Annotated in this window: 16 protein-coding genes; all 16 read right to left on the bottom strand. The window is 66.3% G+C overall.

Annotated elements, in window-relative coordinates; all coding sequences use genetic code 11:
- Positions 1-6: 6 nt before the first annotated feature.
- The 16 genes from ACQR2C_RS11275 to ACQR2C_RS11200 all read right to left on the bottom strand — a co-directional run bounded on the left by ACQR2C_RS11275 (position 7) and on the right by ACQR2C_RS11200 (position 18,319).
- Complete coding sequence (locus tag ACQR2C_RS11275; protein ID WP_315802958.1) at positions 7-1,029, bottom strand: xanthine dehydrogenase family protein molybdopterin-binding subunit; 1,023 nt, start codon at positions 1,027-1,029, stop codon at positions 7-9.
- Between the two features lies 1 nt (position 1,030).
- Positions 1,031-2,605, bottom strand: coding sequence for a xanthine dehydrogenase family protein molybdopterin-binding subunit (locus ACQR2C_RS11270; RefSeq protein WP_434881134.1), 1,575 nt, complete (start codon positions 2,603-2,605; stop codon positions 1,031-1,033).
- Between the two features lie 12 nt (positions 2,606-2,617).
- Positions 2,618-3,097: a (2Fe-2S)-binding protein gene (locus tag ACQR2C_RS11265; protein WP_434881133.1), complete on the bottom strand. Its 480-nt coding sequence runs from the start codon at positions 3,095-3,097 to the stop codon at positions 2,618-2,620.
- A 3-nt stretch (positions 3,098-3,100) separates the two neighbouring features.
- Positions 3,101-3,922 (bottom strand): FAD binding domain-containing protein, encoded by an 822-nt coding sequence (locus ACQR2C_RS11260; RefSeq protein WP_434881132.1) that lies wholly within the window; start codon positions 3,920-3,922, stop codon positions 3,101-3,103.
- 15 nt (positions 3,923-3,937) lie between these two features.
- Positions 3,938-4,381, bottom strand: a complete 444-nt coding sequence (locus ACQR2C_RS11255; protein ID WP_315802954.1) for an SRPBCC family protein — start codon at positions 4,379-4,381, stop codon at positions 3,938-3,940.
- Between the two features lie 4 nt (positions 4,382-4,385).
- On the bottom strand, positions 4,386-4,823 hold the full coding sequence (locus ACQR2C_RS11250) for an SRPBCC family protein (RefSeq protein WP_315802953.1): 438 nt from the start codon (positions 4,821-4,823) through the stop codon (positions 4,386-4,388).
- 6 nt (positions 4,824-4,829) lie between these two features.
- Positions 4,830-7,727 carry a flotillin domain-containing protein gene (locus ACQR2C_RS11245; protein WP_434873055.1) on the bottom strand — a complete coding sequence of 966 codons (2,898 nt, stop codon included), beginning with the start codon at positions 7,725-7,727 and terminating at the stop codon, positions 4,830-4,832.
- Positions 7,728-7,801: 74 nt separating this feature from the next.
- The gene (locus ACQR2C_RS11240) at positions 7,802-8,647 is read right to left on the bottom strand and encodes a phosphoenolpyruvate hydrolase family protein (protein WP_315802951.1); all 846 of its coding nucleotides are present in this window, start codon (positions 8,645-8,647) and stop codon (positions 7,802-7,804) included.
- A gap of 5 nt (positions 8,648-8,652) precedes the next feature.
- On the bottom strand, positions 8,653-10,872 hold the full coding sequence (locus ACQR2C_RS11235; protein WP_434838932.1) for an ABC transporter permease: 2,220 nt from the start codon (positions 10,870-10,872) through the stop codon (positions 8,653-8,655).
- On the bottom strand, positions 10,865-11,647 hold the full coding sequence (locus ACQR2C_RS11230) for an ABC transporter ATP-binding protein (RefSeq protein WP_315717437.1): 783 nt from the start codon (positions 11,645-11,647) through the stop codon (positions 10,865-10,867). Before ACQR2C_RS11230 ends, ACQR2C_RS11235 begins: the two co-directional genes overlap by 8 nt.
- Positions 11,640-12,728, bottom strand: a complete 1,089-nt coding sequence (locus tag ACQR2C_RS11225; protein ID WP_409997935.1) for a branched-chain amino acid ABC transporter permease — start codon at positions 12,726-12,728, stop codon at positions 11,640-11,642. Before ACQR2C_RS11225 ends, ACQR2C_RS11230 begins: the two co-directional genes overlap by 8 nt.
- Position 12,729: 1 nt before the next feature.
- Positions 12,730-13,740: a branched-chain amino acid ABC transporter permease gene (locus ACQR2C_RS11220; RefSeq protein ID WP_315802949.1), complete on the bottom strand. Its 1,011-nt coding sequence runs from the start codon at positions 13,738-13,740 to the stop codon at positions 12,730-12,732.
- A 199-nt stretch (positions 13,741-13,939) separates the two neighbouring features.
- Positions 13,940-14,764, bottom strand: a complete 825-nt coding sequence (locus ACQR2C_RS11215) for an AraC family transcriptional regulator (RefSeq protein ID WP_316237908.1) — start codon at positions 14,762-14,764, stop codon at positions 13,940-13,942.
- 119 nt (positions 14,765-14,883) lie between these two features.
- Complete coding sequence (locus ACQR2C_RS11210) at positions 14,884-16,134, bottom strand: ABC transporter substrate-binding protein (RefSeq protein WP_315802947.1); 1,251 nt, start codon at positions 16,132-16,134, stop codon at positions 14,884-14,886.
- 317 nt (positions 16,135-16,451) lie between these two features.
- A complete protein-coding gene (locus ACQR2C_RS11205; RefSeq protein WP_315803163.1) occupies positions 16,452-16,805 on the bottom strand; it encodes a hypothetical protein in 354 nt (117 codons plus the stop codon).
- Between the two features lie 182 nt (positions 16,806-16,987).
- Entirely contained in the window at positions 16,988-18,319 is a 1,332-nt protein-coding gene (locus ACQR2C_RS11200; protein ID WP_434881131.1) for a lysine N(6)-hydroxylase/L-ornithine N(5)-oxygenase family protein, read from the bottom strand.
- Positions 18,320-18,334 lie beyond the last annotated feature (15 nt).

Below are 18,334 nucleotides of genomic sequence, written 5' to 3'. Positions count from 1 at the left end.
GCTGCGTCACCGCCGCGTCTGTGGCCGGGCGCCGCCCTGGGCCCTGATCGCGCGCAGCACCTTCTCCGGCGTGATCGGCAGCTCGTCGATGCGCACGCCGACGGCGTTGAAGATCGCATTCGCGATGGCAGGGAGCACCGGATTGGCACACATTTCGCCAGGGCCCTTGCCGCCGAACGGCCCGTCGGGCGCCGGCCGCTCCAGCACGGCGATGTCGTGCGGACAGATGTCGCCAGGTCCCGGCATCAGGTATTCGACGAAGTCGCGCGGTCCTTGCTTCGGGTCCGGGTAATACGGCTCCGTCGTCTCGTAGAGCGCGTGGCTCATGCCCATCCAGGCGCCGCCGACCAGCTGCTGCTCGACGAGGCGGGGATTGAGCGCGCGTCCCAGCTCATAGGCACTGTCCATCCTGACCACACCGACCTCGCCGGTCTCGTCATCGACCTCGACCTCGGCAACCAGACACGCATGCGCGTAGCAGGTCGCCGGGGACATTTCGCCGGTCTCGGGATCCACCTCCGACAGCGGCACCAGGAAGATGCCACGGCCGGAGATCGTCTTGCCCTGACGGAACTGCGCGGCGATGGCGACGTCCTTCACCGAGATCGAGCGATGCGGCGCGCCCTTGACGTGAATGTTGCCGCGGCCATCGGTCTCGAGATCGCTAGCGTTGACCTCGAGCTCTTCGGCCGCCGCCTCCATCATGACGCCGCGCGCCTCCTTGGCGGCAGCCATCACGGCATTGCCGACGCGATGCGTGCCGCGCGAGGCGAACGAGCCCATGCAATGCGGGCCGGTGTCGGAATCGGCGGTGTCGACATAGACGTCCTCGACCGGCACGCCGAGCGTCTCGGCGCAGATCTGCCGCGTCACCGACTTCATGCCCTGTCCGAGATCGATCGAAGACAGCGCCACGGTGAACTTGCCGCTGGGATTGGAGTGCACCAGCGCCTGGCTCGGATCGCCGCCGAGATTCATGCCGATGGGATAGTTGATCGCCGCCATGCCGCGGCCGCGGTGCCTGGTCATGTCAGCGCCTCCTCGTGCCGAATACCGACGAGAACCGCGTCGCGCCGTGTGCGGGAGCCGGTGCCGGGCGCTGTGGGGGTGGTGACGGCGGCTCAGGAGGTGGAGAAACCGGGAGCCCCCGGTCATAGCTCGTGCGCTGCTGCGCCGGCGCAGGCCGCGCGCTCACCGGCTCACGCGGCGTGGAGGGAACGGCGGCCCGCGCGCCGCCGCCGTCCTTGCGCGACGACATGCGGCGGAATTCCTCGCGGATCGGCCATTTGGCCTTCTCGGCCGCAACCTGGACGCATTCGATCAGGGCGGTGTTCTTGGCCTCGCGGCGATGCGCCTTCATATCGCCGTCGCGATAGGCGTTGAGGATACGAAACTCCATCGGGTTCATGCCGATCAGATGCGCGAGCTTGTCCATCTGGCATTCGAGCGCGAAGTCCATACCGGTGATGCCGAAGCCCCGCATCGCGGTGGCCGGCGTGCGGTTGGTGAAGATACAGTAGATGTCGCCATGGACGTTCGGGATCGTGTAGGGCCCCGGCAGGTGCGCGGCACATTTGACCACCGCGTAGCTCGACAGCCGCGTATAGGCGCCAGAATCGAAATAGCCGCGGATCTGGCGCGCCACGATGCGACCGTCGCGCATGACCCCGTCCTTGATGTAGATGCGCTCGGCGCCGCGGGGCGGCCCGAACTGCATCTCCTCCTCTCGCCCGAGCACGTAGCGCACCGGGCGCCCCGTCAACATCGCAGCGAGAATGGCGAGCGGCTCGGTCAGCGTGTCGACCTTGCCACCGAAGCCGCCACCGACCGTGCCGCCGATGAAGTGGAATGTGTTCGACGGCAGATCGAGGATCTTGGCGCAGGTGTCGAGCGAGAAGAACAGCGCCTGGGTCGAGGTATAGACCACGTAGCGGCCGTTGGTGTCGGGCGCGGCGATCGAGCCGTTGGTCTCGACCGGCGCATGCTCGATCGGAGACATCTGGTAGCGCTGTTCCAAGACATGATCGGCGCCGGAGAAGCCACGCTCGACGTCGCCGAAGCGCAGCTTCTGATGATCGTAGCGCTCGTGATAGGTGAATGTGTTCTTCGGATAGGTCTCGTTGACGACAGGCGCCCCCGGCTTCAGCGCCTCCTCGACGTCGAACACTGCGGGCAAGGTCTCATAGTCGACGCGTACCCTGGCCGCCGCCTCGGCTGCCGCGCGCGGCGTCTCGGCGACCACGGCGATGATCGGCTCGCCGCGGTACCGCACCTTGTCGACGGCGAGCGTCGGTTCGTCGTCCTTGCCGAAATTGATCAGGCTGAGCAGCGTGTTGAGATTGCGCGGCACGTCGGCGCCGCGGATGATCCGCCGCACGCCCTCGCTCCGCTCGGCCTCGCTGGTGTCGATGCGGCGCAGCCGCGCATGCGGCTGCGTGGATCTGACGACCTTCAGATGCAGCATGCCCTGCAGCTTGTGATCGTTGAAATAGGTCGAGGTTCCCGTGACATGGCCCAGCATGTCCTGGCGCTGGGTGCCCTTGCCGACCTCGTTGAGATTGTCGTCGCGCTCGTCGGCGAAGATGTCCTTGCGCAATTCCAGCATGGCGATCTCTCCTCACGCGCTCGCGCGCAGCGACGCGGCCGCCGCCAACACCGCATTGATGATCGGCTCGTATCCGGTGCAGCGGCAGATATTGCCGGAGATGGCCTCGACGACCTGCTCGCGGCTCGGCTGCGGGGTCTTGTCGAGCAGGGCCTTGGCCGCCATGATCATGCCCGGCGTGCAATAGCCGCATTGCGCGGCGAAGCCGTCGGCGAACGCCCGCTGCAGTGGATGCAGGTTCGGCCCGGCCTTGATGCCGTCGAGCGTTTCGACCGCACGGCCCTCGACGGACTCCGCCAGGGTCAGGCACGAGAGATGAGCATCGCCATCGATCAGCACCGTGCAGGCGCCGCATCCGCCCTGGCCGCAGCCGAATTTCGGCGTGACGTCGCCGATCATCTCGCACAGCACGACCAGGAGGTTGGTACCACCTTCGACGAACAGCGCGACGTCGCGGCCGTTGTGCCGGAATTGAAGGGGAGTCTTTGTCATGGCCTAGCTCTCCTGCCCCGACAACAGCCGCCGCAGATGCACGCCCACGACCTCGCGGCGGTACCACGCGCTGGCCAGCGAATTGTCCGTGGGAGCCGTCCCCTCGCCCGCCGCCGCAGCCGCCGCGCTGATCGCGGTGGCATCGAGCGGACGGCCTTCGAGCGCGCGCTCGGCCGCCTTGGCGCGGATGGCGGTCGGGGCCATCGATCCCAGCGCGATCCGGGCCCCCGTCACGCGACCGCCGCCGAGGGGAACATGCGCCGCGATCGTGATCACAGATCCGCCCTTCGGCTTGATGCGGGCGATCTTGCGATACCGGAACGCATCCACCGATGCCGGCCGAATGCAGGAGACCGCAACGACCAGCGCACCAGCCTGGCGATCGCGCGACTGCAGAAACTCTTCCAGCGGCATGTCCCTGACGCCGAAGCCGCCCTGCACCGAGACCATGCCGTCCAGCGCCAGCAGCGCCACGGTGAAATCGCCGAATGGCGCAGGCGCGAACAAATTGCCGCCGACGGTGCCCATGTTGCGGACCGCCGGCCCGCCAATCGAGCGCGCCGCCGGATGCAGGAACGCAAGCTCGCGCTCGGCCAGCACGCGGGCAAAAGTGACCGCGGCGCCGATGCGGATGCGCGCGCCCGCCGCATCGATGCTCTGCAGCGCGCGGTCGGTCGCGCGGACCACGGTCGCAATCGAGACGTCGCCTTCGTTCAGATCGCGCATCACCAGCGTGCCGCCGCCGAGATAGCGGGCTGCGCGATCGGACGACAGCGCCGACGCCGCGTCGCTCGCGGCCTGAAACGTCTTCACCGTGACCGGCATCGGTTCACCTCTTGCTCATGCCGCCTGCTTCAGATGCGATCGGATCGCCTCGAAGCCGGCCTGGTAGATGTCTTCCGCCACCATGCGCGTCAGAGCCTCGGCCTGCTCGGGCCGCGTCGTGAAGCGGCTCTCCCAGTGCCAGAAGGTGCGATCACCATCGGTGACCGGCAGCAGCCGGACATGGGCGACGTAGTTGAACAGCTGGATCGGCGTGTCGAGCAGGCAGTAGCTGAAGCTCTGTTCGAGATCGGACAGCGCCAGCAGTTGCTCGCGCAACTCCGACCCGTCCTTGAGCCGGAAGCGCCTGACGCAGCCGATCTTGTCGGACGTCTGCGAGCGCTCGATCGCCGAGGTCGCCACCGCCGGGTGCCAGCGATCATGACCGTTGAAGTCGCGCAGCACCTCCCACACCCGGTCAGTCGGCGCGTCGATGATGGTGCTCTTGACGACGTGCGGCACGGCGTCAGCCTCCGAACGCCCGCTTGAGCGCATCGAAGCCGCCCTGGAACACGCCGCCGCCGATCGAGCCGGCCAGGTCGGCCTCGCGCTCCGGGGCGCAGTCGAACTCGGCGGTCCATTCCAGGAAGGTCTTGTCGCCGTCGGTAACCGGCGTCAGGCGCAAGGTCGCGACGTAGTTCGACACGCCCATCGGCGATTCCAAAATCGAATAGGTGCAGAACATGTCGTAGTCGGACAGGCCGAGCAGCTTCTCGCGGATGCGGTCGCCATTGCGCAGCCTGAAATCCCTGACACAGCCGATCTTGTCGGCGGGCTCGCCGCCCTCGATGCGGCTCTCGGCAATCGCCGGATGCCAGTTCGGCAGGCCGTTGAAATCGCGCACCCGCGCCCACACCCGGTCGTTGCGGGCATTGACGACGGTGGAGACGTAGACTCTCGCCATGGTGCCTCACCCCTTCTTGCGCGGACCGCGGTCGGCTGGCGGCTCGGATGGGCTGGCATCATTTGCTCCACCTCCGCCGCCTGCATCCTTGCGCGCGGACGTCTCTTTCCGGATGCCCTGCATGTCCCTGGCTTCGCGGATCAGGCCGGGCATCTTGGCGAGGCTGCCGCCCTCGACTCCGATGTCGGAGAGGATGGAGTCGATCAGCGGCGCCTGCACGCGGTAGCGCAGCGCGGAGTCGATCACCTCGTCGGTCGCGCTGCGGCCGCCATTGCCGTTGCCGCCATTGCCGTTCAAGCCGTCGACCTGCAGGATGCGGATGCCCTCGATCTTCTCCATCGGCTTGACACTCTCACGCACGATGCCCTCGATGCGGTCGAGCAGCTTGCGCCGGAACAGCGAGTAGCGCGCCTGATCGGTCAGGACGTTCTCGGCCTCGTTGAGCAGCTTCTGCGCTTCGGCTTCGACCGCGGCACGAACCCGCTCGGCCTCGGCCGCGATCCGCGTCTCTTCGGCCTGCTTCTCGGCGAGCAGCACCTCGACGGTCTTACGGCGGCGGGCGATCTCGCTCTCGCGCGCGGTGACCACTTTCTCTGCCGCTTCCGTTGCGCGCGTGCGCGCCTCCTCGGCCGCGACCTTGGCCGCGGATTCCTCCAGCGACTTCTGATACAGCGCGATCGCCTTCTCCATCAGCGCAGTCTCGACGTCCTTCTCGCGATTGACTTCGAGCTTGCGCAGCTCGCGCTCGCGGCCGATGCGGGCCTCGTCGAGACCGCGATCGGAGGCGATGCGGGCGCGTTCGACCTCCTCACGGGCCGCGATCTCGGCCTCCTGCAGCGACTGGACGCGCGCGACCTCGAGCTGCTCGATCGCCCGGCGACGCTCCAGCCGGACAGCCTCCAGCGCCTGCTCGCGCGAGACATCGGCGGTCTCGACCTGCTTGCGCGCAACGATCTCGGCTTCCTTGACCTGGCGATCCGCATCGATGCGCTCGGCGCGCTTGGCAGCGAGCTCGATCACGCGGGTTTCGTCGGCGAGCTCGATCGCCTTCTTCTGGTCGATGTTGAGCACCTCGCGCGTCCGCGACGAGGCGATGCGCTCGGCCTCCAGCGCCAGCTCGACCTCGATGCGACGCCGCTCGACCGCCTCCCGACGCTTCAGATCGGCGGCCTCGACGGCCTCCGTGCGCTCGATCTCCAGGCTGCGCGTCTCCTTCTCCGACTGGATCCGCTTGGCTGTTACAGCCAGCTCCTGGGCGATGCGGGCCGCTTCGATCGCCTCGCGCGAGGCGATGTCCGCCTCCTCGATGGTCCGGATGCGCGCGATCTCCAGCGCACGCACCCGCTCCTCCTGCGCGATGCGGCTGGCTTCCGTCGCCTCGCGCGCGGCGATGCCGGCGATCTCGACGCCCTGGTTGCGCTCGATCTCCAGCTTGCGCGTGGCGTGCTCGGCAGCGATCCGTTCTGCCGACAATGCCTGCTCGCGCGCGATCCGGGCGGCCTCGACCGCCTTCTGCGCCTCGATCTCGGCCTCCTGGATGTTGCGCACCTGGGCAATCTCGGTGGCGCGGGTGCGCTCGTCGGAGCTGATGCGCTCCAGATTGACGGTCATGGTCTGCGCGATGCGCGCCTTCTCGGTCGCCTCGCGCGCGGCGATCTCCGCCTGCTCGACCGCGCGGGTGCGTTCGATCTCGCGGCGGCGTGTCTCCTCGTCATTGGCGATGCGCGCATCGGAGACGACGCGATCCTGCTGGATCCGCGCCTTCTCGACCGCCTCGCGCGCCGCGATCTCTGCTTCCTCGATGGTGCGGGTCCGCTCGATATCGCGTTGGCGCACCTCGCGCTCGGATTCGATCCGCGCGGCATCGATGGCCCGCTGATTGGCGATACGAGCCTTCTCGATATCCTCGCGCGCCAGCAGCTCCCTCTCTTCGACGGCACGCGTCCGCTCGATCTCGCGCTGCCGCGTGTCGCGCTCGGCCGCGATTCGGGCCTCGGCAATCGTCAGCTCGTTCGCGATCCGCGCCTTCTCGATCGCCTCGCGCGCCATGATCTGTGCCTGCTCGGCCTCGGTCTCGCGCAGCGCCCGCTCGCGCGCCACTTCCGTCCGCTGCAGGGCGCGGCGCATCTCGATGTCGCGCTCCTGCTCCAGCCGCGCCGTCTCGCTCTCGCGCTCGATATCGAGCGCCTCGCGCTCGGCTTCGAGGTTGCGGGTGCGAATCTTGATCATCGAGTCCTGCTCGATGTCGTTGCGCAGCTTGCGCTTGCTCTCGATGTCCTCCATCAGCCGCGTCAGGCCCTCGGCATCGAACCGGTTCGAGGGGTTGAAGAATTCGAGGTCGGTCTGGTCGAGATCGGTGATCGCGACCGATTCCAGCTCCAGGCCATTCTGCGCCAGCGCCTCGGAGGCGGCCGCCTTCACGCGGGACACGTAGTCGCCGCGCTCCTCGTGCATCTGCTCCATCGTCATCTCGGCCGCGACCGCGCGCAGGGCGGAGATGAACTTGCCGGAGAGCAACGCGTGCAGTTTTTCCGGTTCGAGCGTGCGCCGGCCGAGCGTCGCGGCCGCAATCGACACCGCTTCCCTGGTCGGCTGCACACGCACGTAGAAGTCGGCTTCGACGTCGACCCGCATGCGGTCACGCGTGATCACGGCGTCCTGCTTCGCGCGCGTGATTCCCATCGGCAGCACGTTCATGTTGACCGGCGTATAGTCGTGAATGAACGGCATCACGAAGGCGCCGCCATTGATGACGACGCGCTCACCCATGAAACCGGTTCGGACGAAGGAGACCTCCTTCGACGAACGATGATACAGCCAGTTGACGATGTAGACTGCGACCACGATGACGATGATCGCGATGATCAGCCAAAGGATCAGCTCACCGATCAGAACCCCGGACATCTCATTCCTCCCTCAGTCTCCGTCCGGCGAGCGTGGCGCCAGGCGCCAGGGCTGCCGGATCTCGTGTTGTCACCTCAGACGCGGCGTGGCCGCGCGCTGATTGCCTTGAAATGTCGTACCTGCTCCGTCAGCGCCCGCTCCACCGGCAGCCGCTCCATTGAGGAGGCGCCGTAGAAGCCGTGGCAGTTCTTGGTGTGCTTCATGATGAAGTCGGCGTCGGACGGCTCCGCGATCGGGCCGCCATGGGCCAGAACCAGAATCTCCGGGTTGACGCTGAGCGCGGCCGAGGCCCAGCTGTCGATCAGGCCGGGGCAGTCTTCGAGCTTGGGCGCGGTCTGCGCGCCGATCGAGCCGCCGGTTGTCAGACCGAGATGGCAGACGATGATGTCCGCGCCCGCGATCGCCATGCCCGCGGCCTGGGCTTCATTGAAGACGTAAGGCGTCGTCAGCAGGTCCTTGTCGTGCGCGCGCCCGATCATGTCGATCTCCAGCGCGTAGGAAATGCCCGTCTCCTCGAGGTTGGCGCGGAAAGTGCCGTCGATCAGGCCGACGGTTGGGAAGTTCTGCACACCGGAGAAGCCGAGCGACTTCAGCTCGTCGAGGAACACATCCATGTCGCGGAACGGGTCGGTGCCGTTGACGCCCGCGAGCACCGGGGTCGACTTCACCACCGGCAGCACCTCGCTGGCCATCTCGACCACGATGGCATTGGCGTCGCCATAGGCCATCAGGCCGGCGAGCGAACCGCGGCCGGCCATGCGATAGCGGCCGGAATTGTAGATCACGATCAGGTCGATGCCGCCGGCCTCCTCGCATTTGGCAGACAGGCCGGTGCCGGCGCCGCCGCCGATGATCGGCACGCCACGGCGCACCATGTCGCGAAACTTCTTCAGCAGCGGTGCGCGCTCATATCTCGGCATCACCATCACCTCGCCTGTCTGCGCCGCGCCGGCAGCCGCCCGAGCAACGGCCTGACGGCACCGACGATCGCTGCTGCGAACTCATTGTCGTTGATGTGATGCGGCACGCGGATCAGGCGCCGGCTCGACGTCTGCCGCACCGTCTGTTCGAGGCTGCGAAACAGCGCCTCGTCCGCCTCGCGATCGAAGAACGGCTGTCCCTGTGCATCGAGGGCCGACACGCCCTTCTCGGGCAGGAAGAACCTGACCGGCCCGTCCATGCGGTTGAGCCGCTCGCCGATCCAGCGCCCCATCTGCGCGTTCTCCGCCGCCGTCGTCCGCATCAGCGTGACCTGCGGGTTGTGGACGTGAAACTTGCGGCCGCGATAGCGCTCCGGAATGGTCTCGGGCGCGCCGAAATTGACCATGTCGAGCGCGCCGACCGAGCCGACATAGGGCACGCGGGTGCGGATGACCGCGCCGAAGCGATCCTCGGTTGCCGGAAACACGCCGCCCATCAGCAGGTCGCAGACCTCAGTCGTGGTGAGATCGATGACGCCGGCGAGCATGCCGGAATCGACCAGCTTCTCCATCGAGCGGCCGCCGACGCCGGTGGCGTGGAAGACGAGGCACTCGTAGTCGTCGCGCAGCTCGGCGGTGAGCTTCTGCACCGCCGGCGTGGTCACGCCGAACATGGTGATGCCGATCGCGGGACGTTGCGGTCGGGTGCGATCAGCGACAGCGGACCGTTGCTCGCGCGCCATCACCATGCCGGCAAGCGCATGCGCGCCATTGCTCAGCACCATCAGCGAAATCGAATTGAGTCCTTGGACGTCGGTGACCGAGTACATCATCGCGATGTCGGCCGGCCCGACATAGGCGCCGACGTCTCCCGAGGCGACCGAGGAGATGATCAGCTTGGGCACGCCGACGGGGAGCTCGCGCATGCCAGGTGCGACCAGCGACGTTCCACCGGAGCCGCCCGCCGAGATGATACCTGCGACATTGTCCTGCCGGCGCAGCCAGCGCGCGAACGCGTCGGCCATCGCGGTGACGGATGCACCGCGATCGGTGCCGAACACGGCGGAGCCGCCGCGCGGATGATTGAGCGCGATCTCCTGGGCCGAGACGTCGCAGCTCGTATGGCGTCCGCTGGTGGAGACGTCGACCAGCCGGGTGCGCAGCCCGTGGCTCGCGACGAGATCGCGAATGAAGCGCAGTTCGTCACCCTTGGTGTCGAGCGTGCCGGCGACGATCACCGCGGGCGGACCTGACGCGATCGGCACGGCGCGCTCACGGCCCTGGCGCGCGGCCTCGTCAAGCCGGCTGACGCTGGTGGAGAGCGTGCGCGCCTTGGCCTCGATCTGCGCGATCGGCACCGGCTGCGACCAGCGCGTCGGCAGCACGGGATTGGAGACGTAAACCTTGACGGGCGCAGCTTTCGGCGTCGTTGGCACCGCCGCACGTGCGGCGGGCGCGTCGCCGTCCTGCCCCGTGCCGAGATCCGTCTCGTCGCCGGCATGCTGGCCGACGCCGAGCAGGCGCTGCTGCAGCTCGCGGTCGGCGGCGAGCCGGGCCGAGTCGATGATGCGGTTGATGCGGCCATTGACCATGATCGCGACGCGGGCCGAGATTGCGGTTGCAACGCCGATGTTCTGCTCGATCACGAGCACCGCCATGTCGCCGTCCTGGCCGAGCCGGATCAGCATCTCCTCGACCTGGGCGACGATCACCGGCGCCAAGCCCTCCGTCGGCTCATCCATGATCAGCAGCTGCGGATTGGTCAGCAGCGCGCGCGAAATCGCCAGCATCTGCTGCTCGCCGCCGGACAACTGCCCGCCGCCATTGTTGCGGCGCTCGGCGAGCCGTGGAAACGTCTCGTAGACGCGCTCGACAGTCCAGGCGCCGCGGCGCTGGCCGGCCGCGAGCCGCAGATGCTCGTCGACGCTGAGCGAGCGCCACAGACGCCGCCCCTGCGGCACGTAGCCGACGCCGAGCCGCGCGATGCGCGCGGGATTGAGGCCCGTGATATCCTCTCCCCGCAGCCGCACCGTCCCTCCGGACGGCCGCAGCAGGCCCATGATGGCCTTGCACAGCGTCGTCTTGCCCATGCCGTTGCGGCCGACCAGCGAGAACACTCCGCTGTCGAGCCGGAGGTCGACGCCCTGCAGCGCATGCGAATGGCCGTAGTAGACGTCGAGGCCGCGGACCTCGAGCGCAGGCGCGGAGCGGCGGATATCATTCATGGCCTCCTCCGAGATAGAGCTCCTGCACCTCCGGATCGGATTCGATCTCCTGCGGTGCGCCCTCCTTGAAGATGCGGCCGTTGTGCATCATCGTCACGCTCTCGACGACGCGCAGCGCCACGTCCATGTCGTGCTCTATGATGATGTAACCGATGTGCGGCGGCAGCGACGTCAGGATCTCGACCAGCTCGCGCCGCTCGGTCGGCGACAGACCCGCCGCCGGCTCGTCGAACAGGATGAATCGGGGCGCGCCGGCCAGCGCCAGCGCAATCTCGAGCTGCCGCTGCTGGCCATGGGCGAGCTCCGAAACCAGTTGATCACGCACCGACGTCAGATGCACGGCCTCGATCAGGCGCTCGGCCGCCTGCATCAGGGCGTCATTGGCGCTGGGACGCAGCATCGAGAAGCGCGCGCGCGAGACGCCACGGCATGCCAGATAGACATTGTCGCGAACCGACAGACCGAGGAACAGTGCCGAGATCTGGTAGGTGCGGCGCAGCCCGCGGCGGATCCGCTCGTAGGGCGGAAAGGCGGTGATGTCCTCGCCGAAGAAACGGATCGTGCCTGACGTCGGCAGGAAGTCGCCGGTCACGCAGTTGAACAAGGTGGTCTTGCCGGCGCCGTTCGAACCGAGCACCGCGCGCCGCTCGCCAGGCCGCACCGTGATCGTGATGTCGGTCAGCGCGGCGAGCGCACCGAACATCCGCGTCACGCCGCGCAATTCGAGGGCTGCGGTCGAGCCGAGCGCTGAGAGCCGGTCCGCGACCCTATCCATGGCCGTGACCTCCCGGACGGGGCCGCTCCTCCGTGCGCTGGCCGCGTTTGCGCCACCGCTCATAGAGACCGATGACGCCGTCGGAGGACCAGAACACGATGGCGAGGAAGCCGAGCCCGATCAGCAGCCGGAACCGGTTGCCGTCGAGCCCGACCTTGACCAGGAAGTCGAGCGCGAAGGTGCGCAGGATGACGAAGATGAACGCGCCGATATACGGCCCGACCGGCCGGGTGATTCCGCCGACGACGGCGACGATGAGAATGTCGATGCAGCGCTCGACCGCGACCGATCCGGGCGAGATCTGCCGATAGTTCCAGACCTGCAGCACGCCACCCATGCCGGCGATCAGGGCCGCGAACGCATAGGCGGCGATGCGATGCGCATTGACGTTGAAGCCGAGCGCGGCCATGCGCCTGGGATTGTCGCGCACGCCCTGCAGCGCCAGGCCGAACGGCGCGCGCGACAGATAGAGCACAGCGAAATAGCACAGCGCGGCCACCGCAAGCGTCAGGTAATAGAACGCGATATCCGTGCGCCAATCGACGCCGAGAACATGCGGCGTGGCGATCGTGTTGATGCCGGTGTGGCCGTTGAAGATCGCCCAGTTCTGGTTGGTGAAATAATAGAACGCCGCGCCGATCGCGAGCGTGATCATGATGGTGTAGATGCCCTCGGTGCGCACCGCCAGCGCACCACCCAGCGTGCCGAACAGCACCGCGAGCACCAGCGCCACCGGCGTCGCCAACCACCACGGCCAGCCGAGGCTGATATTGGCGTTGCCGCTGACGCCGAACACGGCAACCATGTAGCCGGCAAAGCCCGCGATCGTCAGCTGCATCAGACTGACCATGCCGCCATAGCCGGCGAGGAACATCAGGCTCAGCGCGATGGTGCCGAGGATCAGGGTCGTGCCGAAGATCTCGATCAGGAAGAAGCCGTTGGCGATCAGCGGCATGATCAGCAGCAGCGCGGCGACCGCCCAGGCCCAGGGCTGCTCGGTGGCCGACCATGCGACCGGCTGCCGTGCGGCGCCGCCTGCCAGCATGCTCTCCCGCGCGCGTGCCTCCTGGATCAGCGACATCTCATCGCCTCGCCAGCAGGCCCTGGGGCCGCAGCGCGAGCACCAGCACCATGATCAGGAAGGTCACGACGATCGCATAGGTTGGGATGTAGACCGAGCCGAGCTGCTCGGCGAGCCCAATGATCAGCGCGCCGAGCGCGGCTCCCGGGATCGATCCCATACCGCCGACGATGACGACGACCAGCGAGGCCAGCAGAAAGCGCGTGTCCTCGCCGGGTGAGATAGACTGGAAGGTTCCGCCGACCACGCCGGCAATGCCGGCCAGCCCCGCGCCCAGCGCGAACACCAGCACGAAGACGAGCTGGATCTGCACGCCGGTTGCCGCCAGTATCTCGCGATCATCCACGCCGGCCCGCACGATCATGCCGACGCGGGTGCGGTTGAGCGCGAGCCACATCGCAATGCCGATCACGACCGAGCCGCAGAAGATCACCAGCCGCACCAGCGGATATTGCAGGAACACCGCCTCGCCCGACGATTTCATCGCCGTCATCAGCGGCAGCTGCACCGGCCCGATCAGCCAGGCCGGCGTCTGGATCTGATAGAAGTCGCCGCCGAACGCCCACAGCATCAGATCGGCGAACACAATCGAGAGGCCGATCGTCACCATGGTCTGGCGCAGGTCCTGCCCCTCCATGCGGCGGAAGACGAGCAGTTGCAGGAGAACACCGATGGCCGCGACGACGATGAAGGCGGCGACGAAGGCGAGGATCCACGACCCCGTCGCGGCGGACACGCCGTAGCCCACATAGCCGCCAAGCAGATAGAGCGAGCCGTGCGCAAGATTGACGTTGCGCATCAGGCCGAAGATCAACGTGAATCCGCTCGCGACAAGGAAATACAGTCCGCCCAGCGTGATGCCGTTGAAAACCGCACTCAGGAACACCTTCTTGCGGCCGATCGCCTCCTCGAGCCCCGGCGGCCACACGGCGAAGATCAGCCACGCCAGCAGCGCCAAGGCGAGGAGAATGATGAGGGACCAGATCGGGTGACGCTCGATGAAGCGGCTCATCACCCCTCCCTCAGGATACGAGGGACGGATCCGTCGTCACAGCGGAAAGGCGCATTCAGCCGAAGATCGCCGGGTCTGCCGGCCATCGCTCGTCCTCCCTCGTCGGATCCTTCTGCGGATCACGTTGCCCAGAGTGTAGCGGCAGACGAGAGTGCGCACTTGATCGACAGTCTCTTTTCGCGCGACGCGCAGCAGCAGGTCAGGCGCGCAGCACTTTTGCAGCGCGGCGATAGTCGGTCGGCGCCATGCCGACATTGCCGGCGAAGAAGCGCGTGAAGCCGCTCTGCGAGGTGAATCCGAGATCGAAGCCGATATCGGCGATCGGCGCTTCCGTTGCCACGACGGCATCGAGCGCTCGCTCCATCAGCAGCGTATTCAGATAGAGATTGGGCGTCACACCGGTCTGGCTGCGGAATAGCCGATAGAAATGAGGCCGTGACAGTCCCGATTCGCGGGCGATGTGATCGAGCTCGATCTCGGCGCACGGACTGTCCGACATCAGCTTGATGCACTTGCGAACACGAAAGTCCGTCACTTCCGCGCATGGCCGTTCGGGCATCTGCTCCGAGATGCGCCAGCTTTCCTCGTAGCAACTGTCGATGAGCTGCCTCAGCTCGCCGTCGAGACAGCCGAGCGATGGCGCGCCACATACCAACGCTGCGGTGCGGCGAATACAGCGATCGAGCGCGGCAGTCCGCCGGAAGCAGGTACGGCCAAACCGCAGGCCCTGTTCGCGCGCAGCCGAGGGCGTGAACCACTCCGCATTGACGTAGAGCACAAAAAAGATGGCGCCGTTGTCGATGTCGTTCGGCAGGAAATTGTGCGGTTCCCACGGATTGACCGCGACGATCCAGTCCTCGCCGATCTGATAGTGCTGGTCGCAGACGTCGATGTCGGCCGGCGTCCCACCAACGTGAAAGATCAGATGTCCCTCGCGATGGGCATGCACATTGAATGGCCGATTGAGCTGATAAACCGTCGCACGGCCGAAGCGAGCATGAAAGACGGCGAGCGCCCTACTCATCACTTCCTCACCGAAATGGCTTTTATTATTCGTCAGCGTCGATCATTGCATGTCAGAAAGCAAGGGACGCGACGACGCGGCCCGAGCCTGCTCGAGCCGCGCCGCTCCCTGTCGAAAGGTCAGTACTTCTTACATTCAGGCACGGTGCGGCTCGGCAGGCCGATCTTGGCGAAGGTCGCGGCGTCGTATCCCAGCGTCTGGTTGACGTCGGGGATCACCTTCACGACCTTGCTGAACAGCGCGCCCTTGCCGTCGTCGACCACCTCGGTGACGAAGTTGGTGCCGATGGCCTGGCGGTTGGCGTCGAGCTTGATCTTGCCGTTGGGGGCATCGATCTCGATCTTCGCCAGCGCCGCCTTGAGCTTGGCCTGGTTGTTCGACAGATCGCCATTGACCTCGCGCAGCGCCAGGATCAACGCCATGGTCGAGCCATAATAGTTGGTCGCCAGCAGCGACGGACTCGGGAAGCGCTTCTCCGGCGGGAACGAGTCCTGATAGGCCTTCACGAACTTCTGCCAGCGCGGATCCTCCCAGGTATCGGCCTGACCCGATGCAGCAATCGTACCGATCAGGGCGTTTTTGGCATTTCCCTTGGACGACAGGATGGTCTGGTCGATCATGATCGAGCCGCCCATCAGGTGCGCCTTGCCGCCGGCCTGTTGATACTGGTTGAGGAAGTTGACGGCATCGGCGCCGCCGAGGCCGAGATAGATCGCATCGACATCATCGGGCAGCGCCGCGATCACCGACGCGAAATCCTTGGTGCCGAGCGGGACCCATTGCCGGCTGGTGATCTTGCCGCCCAGGCCGCAGAACTCCAGCGCCAGGCCGAACACCTGGGTGTAGATGAAGGAATAGTCCTCGCCGACGGTCGCGATCTTGCGGTAGCCCTTGGTCTCATAGGCGTATTTGCCGAGGCCGACCTGCCATTGGGCGCCATCCATGTTGAAGCGGAAGAAGTTCGGCGCAGGATCGACATAGGTGGTCTCCTGCGCACCGGACGCGGCGTTGACGAAGGTCAGCTCGGGGTGCGTCTTGGCGAAGTTCTTGACGGCGATGCCCTCGTCGCCCGACAGCGGCGACAGCAGGATCTGCACCTTGTCCTGCTCGATCAGCTTGCGCACGGCACGGACGGCCGAGTCCGGCGTGGCGTCGGTCGACGCGACGACGAATTCCAGCTCCTTGTCGCCGACCTTCTTACCCAACACGTTCAGCGCGGTGACATGTCCGCGCATTCCGTCCTCGCCGAGCACGGTATAGGTGCCCTCCAGCGTCGCGGTGACGCCGACCTTGATCTTCTCCTGCGCGAACGCTGTGCTGGACAGCAAAAGCGCCGTGAACACGGCGATACCTACACTTCGCATGTGCATCGAACTCCTCCCTTGTCGCCCATTGCTGGGGCACACGAGCGTGTGCCGGCCACTGTTTTCTTGGCCATGTTGGCAGTGGACCTTCCCGTCGCCTCGCGCCATCTCTGACGAGCGACGGTGAGCCCCCATCGACCGCGGAGGCTAGCGGATGAGCCGAGCCCCCGCGCAACCCGCCCGGCCTCGACCTTGACGACGAGTCTCATTTTCCATGATGCGACGCGATAGGGCCCGCGGTGCATTCCGTGTGCATCGCGGTCCCGTTAGTGCCTCGATGGGAGCCTCCGGTGGGCTCGCCGCTCAGGCAGAGCCCGAGCCGTTCAGCCGCCTCGGCCTGGCTCCCTGGGGAGCGTCCTGCCGTTCAATCGTCGCGTTCGTACCGCCACCCGGGAGCGCCGGACACGCCGCTTCCGAAACTCCAATCCGCACATGACGATATCGATGCTTTCATTCGGACGCCGCAAACGGCGCCCATGGAACGCGAGCCATTTCTCGACCTGCCGCACGACCACGCGGCCGAGGTCCAGCCGCCGCACCAACTCGTCGCGCGTATGCAGCGAGGCGATGTCGACGATGTAGTCGAGCCGTTCCGACATGGTCCGCCCGACGAGCCGCGCGTATTCACTCGACACCAGCAAGGTTACGGCCCGCTCAGGCAGATGCGGCTCACCCATTTCCATTCCTGCACTCCACCGCGCCCGCCGGCCGACCCGAGATGTCGGCAATCCAGCAATTGCAGGCACGGCGCCCCCCGATGACAATTCGACCGCGACACGCCAGGGAAGGCCCGATCGTTTCGTCTCATTTCATGACGCCGCGCGCGGCGCGCTCCTCGCGGCTTGCATTCGGCCGTCCATCACGAATACACGCGCTCAGCCTGGTCGTGAGACGGCGCCGCGTCCTGTTCTCTCGCTGTTGCCGACACCAGCGACTGTGTGATCTCCTGTGCCCGCATCGGCAGCACCGACAAGAGTGTGTCGCTGAGGCCGTGCGAGGTTTCGGCGCAGCCCTGCACGTAGACCTGCGGACGAAACGCCGGGCTCGTCTGCAGACGATAGTCGCGGTCGAGCGACGCCGATTCGATGTAGCGGCTGATCGGACCAAGACACGCCGGGATCGGAGATCGCTCGTAGCCGGTGGCGAGCACGACAGCATCGTACGCGGCCCGGCGGCGAACCTCTTCGTCCTTGTTGACGATCTCGAGCACCATCCCCTCAGGGGAGTCATAGGCTGCGACGATCTCGCTGCGCGGATGGAGAGCCAGTTTCCGAGCGCCGGCAACCCGCTGCTGGTACGTCATCCGGTAGAGCTGATCGAGCAGATCGGGGTCGACCACCGCATAATTGGTATTGCGGAAGCTGCGGACGATCGTCTCGCGCTGCCGATCGGACCGCGAATGAAAATAATCGGTGTAGTCCGGATTGAAGATCTCGTTCACGAACGGGCTGCTGTCCGCCGGCTTGAGCGCGTGCCCACGGAAGACCAGATCAATCTGGGCGTCCGGAAGCCGCTCGCTCAGATCGAGCGTGACCTCAGCCGCACTTTGCCCACCGCCGATGACTGCCACCCGCGGCGGCCGGCCATCCGATCCTGCCGCAAGCGAGGAACTCAGATAGCCGCTGGTGTGCACGACCCGCGGATCCCTCGCGATCGGTTGAAATATGGAAGGGATGTGCGGCACACCGCCGACGGCCGCCACGAGGTGACGCGTCACGCGTGATCGCTCCTTTCCGTCAGCCATGCGCGTGAGCACACGAAGCGCGGTGACGGATTGACCGCTATGCACGGGCTCGACAGACTCGACCGTTTCTCCGTAGGCAACCGTGGTGCTGAACTGGCCTGCGACCCATCGGAGATAGTCGTTGAACTCGATCCGGCTCGGATAGAACGTCTTGCAGTTGGTGAAGTCGAGCAGCCGGCCGGATTTATGCAGGTAGTTGACGAAGGTGAACGGACTGGTCGGATCGCGCAGCGATACCAGGTCCTTGAGGAAGGAGATCTGCATGTTGCTGGCGGGCAGCAGCATTCCGCCATGCCATTTGAAGTCCTGCTGCTTTTCCAGGAACAAGGACCGGCATTTCAGACGCTGCTGTCTGAAGCAATCGTCGAGCGCGATCGCCAGTGCGAGGTTCGATGGCCCGAAGCCGACGCCGACGATATCATAGTCAGGGGCAGGATGATACGACATGGTGATGCTCCGTCC

It is taken from the genome of Bradyrhizobium sp. HKCCYLRH3061, from assembly GCF_051168015.1.
Classification (GTDB): Bacteria; Pseudomonadota; Alphaproteobacteria; order Rhizobiales; family Xanthobacteraceae; genus Bradyrhizobium.
This window is presented reverse-complemented; position numbering and strand designations above follow the sequence as displayed.

What these genes read in the sequence shown, in the direction of transcription:
- ACQR2C_RS11230 (WP_315717437.1), bottom strand. Translation starts at nt 11,647, where the DNA reads ATGGATAGGGTCGCGGACCGGCTCTCAGCGCTCGGCTCGACCGCAGCC.
- ACQR2C_RS11270 (WP_434881134.1), bottom strand. Translation starts at nt 2,605, where the DNA reads ATGCTGGAATTGCGCAAGGACATCTTCGCCGACGAGCGCGACGACAAT.
- ACQR2C_RS11220 (WP_315802949.1), bottom strand. Translation starts at nt 13,740, where the DNA reads ATGAGCCGCTTCATCGAGCGTCACCCGATCTGGTCCCTCATCATTCTC.
- ACQR2C_RS11265 (WP_434881133.1), bottom strand. Translation starts at nt 3,097, where the DNA reads ATGACAAAGACTCCCCTTCAATTCCGGCACAACGGCCGCGACGTCGCG.
- ACQR2C_RS11245 (WP_434873055.1), bottom strand. Translation starts at nt 7,727, where the DNA reads ATGTCCGGGGTTCTGATCGGTGAGCTGATCCTTTGGCTGATCATCGCG.
- ACQR2C_RS11225 (WP_409997935.1), bottom strand. Translation starts at nt 12,728, where the DNA reads ATGTCGCTGATCCAGGAGGCACGCGCGCGGGAGAGCATGCTGGCAGGC.
- ACQR2C_RS11260 (WP_434881132.1), bottom strand. Translation starts at nt 3,922, where the DNA reads ATGCCGGTCACGGTGAAGACGTTTCAGGCCGCGAGCGACGCGGCGTCG.
- ACQR2C_RS11210 (WP_315802947.1), bottom strand. Translation starts at nt 16,134, where the DNA reads ATGCACATGCGAAGTGTAGGTATCGCCGTGTTCACGGCGCTTTTGCTG.
- ACQR2C_RS11275 (WP_315802958.1), bottom strand. Translation starts at nt 1,029, where the DNA reads ATGACCAGGCACCGCGGCCGCGGCATGGCGGCGATCAACTATCCCATC.
- ACQR2C_RS11235 (WP_434838932.1), bottom strand. Translation starts at nt 10,872, where the DNA reads ATGAATGATATCCGCCGCTCCGCGCCTGCGCTCGAGGTCCGCGGCCTC.
- ACQR2C_RS11200 (WP_434881131.1), bottom strand. Translation starts at nt 18,319, where the DNA reads ATGTCGTATCATCCTGCCCCTGACTATGATATCGTCGGCGTCGGCTTC.
- ACQR2C_RS11215 (WP_316237908.1), bottom strand. Translation starts at nt 14,764, where the DNA reads ATGAGTAGGGCGCTCGCCGTCTTTCATGCTCGCTTCGGCCGTGCGACG.
- ACQR2C_RS11205 (WP_315803163.1), bottom strand. Translation starts at nt 16,805, where the DNA reads ATGGGTGAGCCGCATCTGCCTGAGCGGGCCGTAACCTTGCTGGTGTCG.
- ACQR2C_RS11240 (WP_315802951.1), bottom strand. Translation starts at nt 8,647, where the DNA reads ATGCCGAGATATGAGCGCGCACCGCTGCTGAAGAAGTTTCGCGACATG.
- ACQR2C_RS11250 (WP_315802953.1), bottom strand. Translation starts at nt 4,823, where the DNA reads ATGGCGAGAGTCTACGTCTCCACCGTCGTCAATGCCCGCAACGACCGG.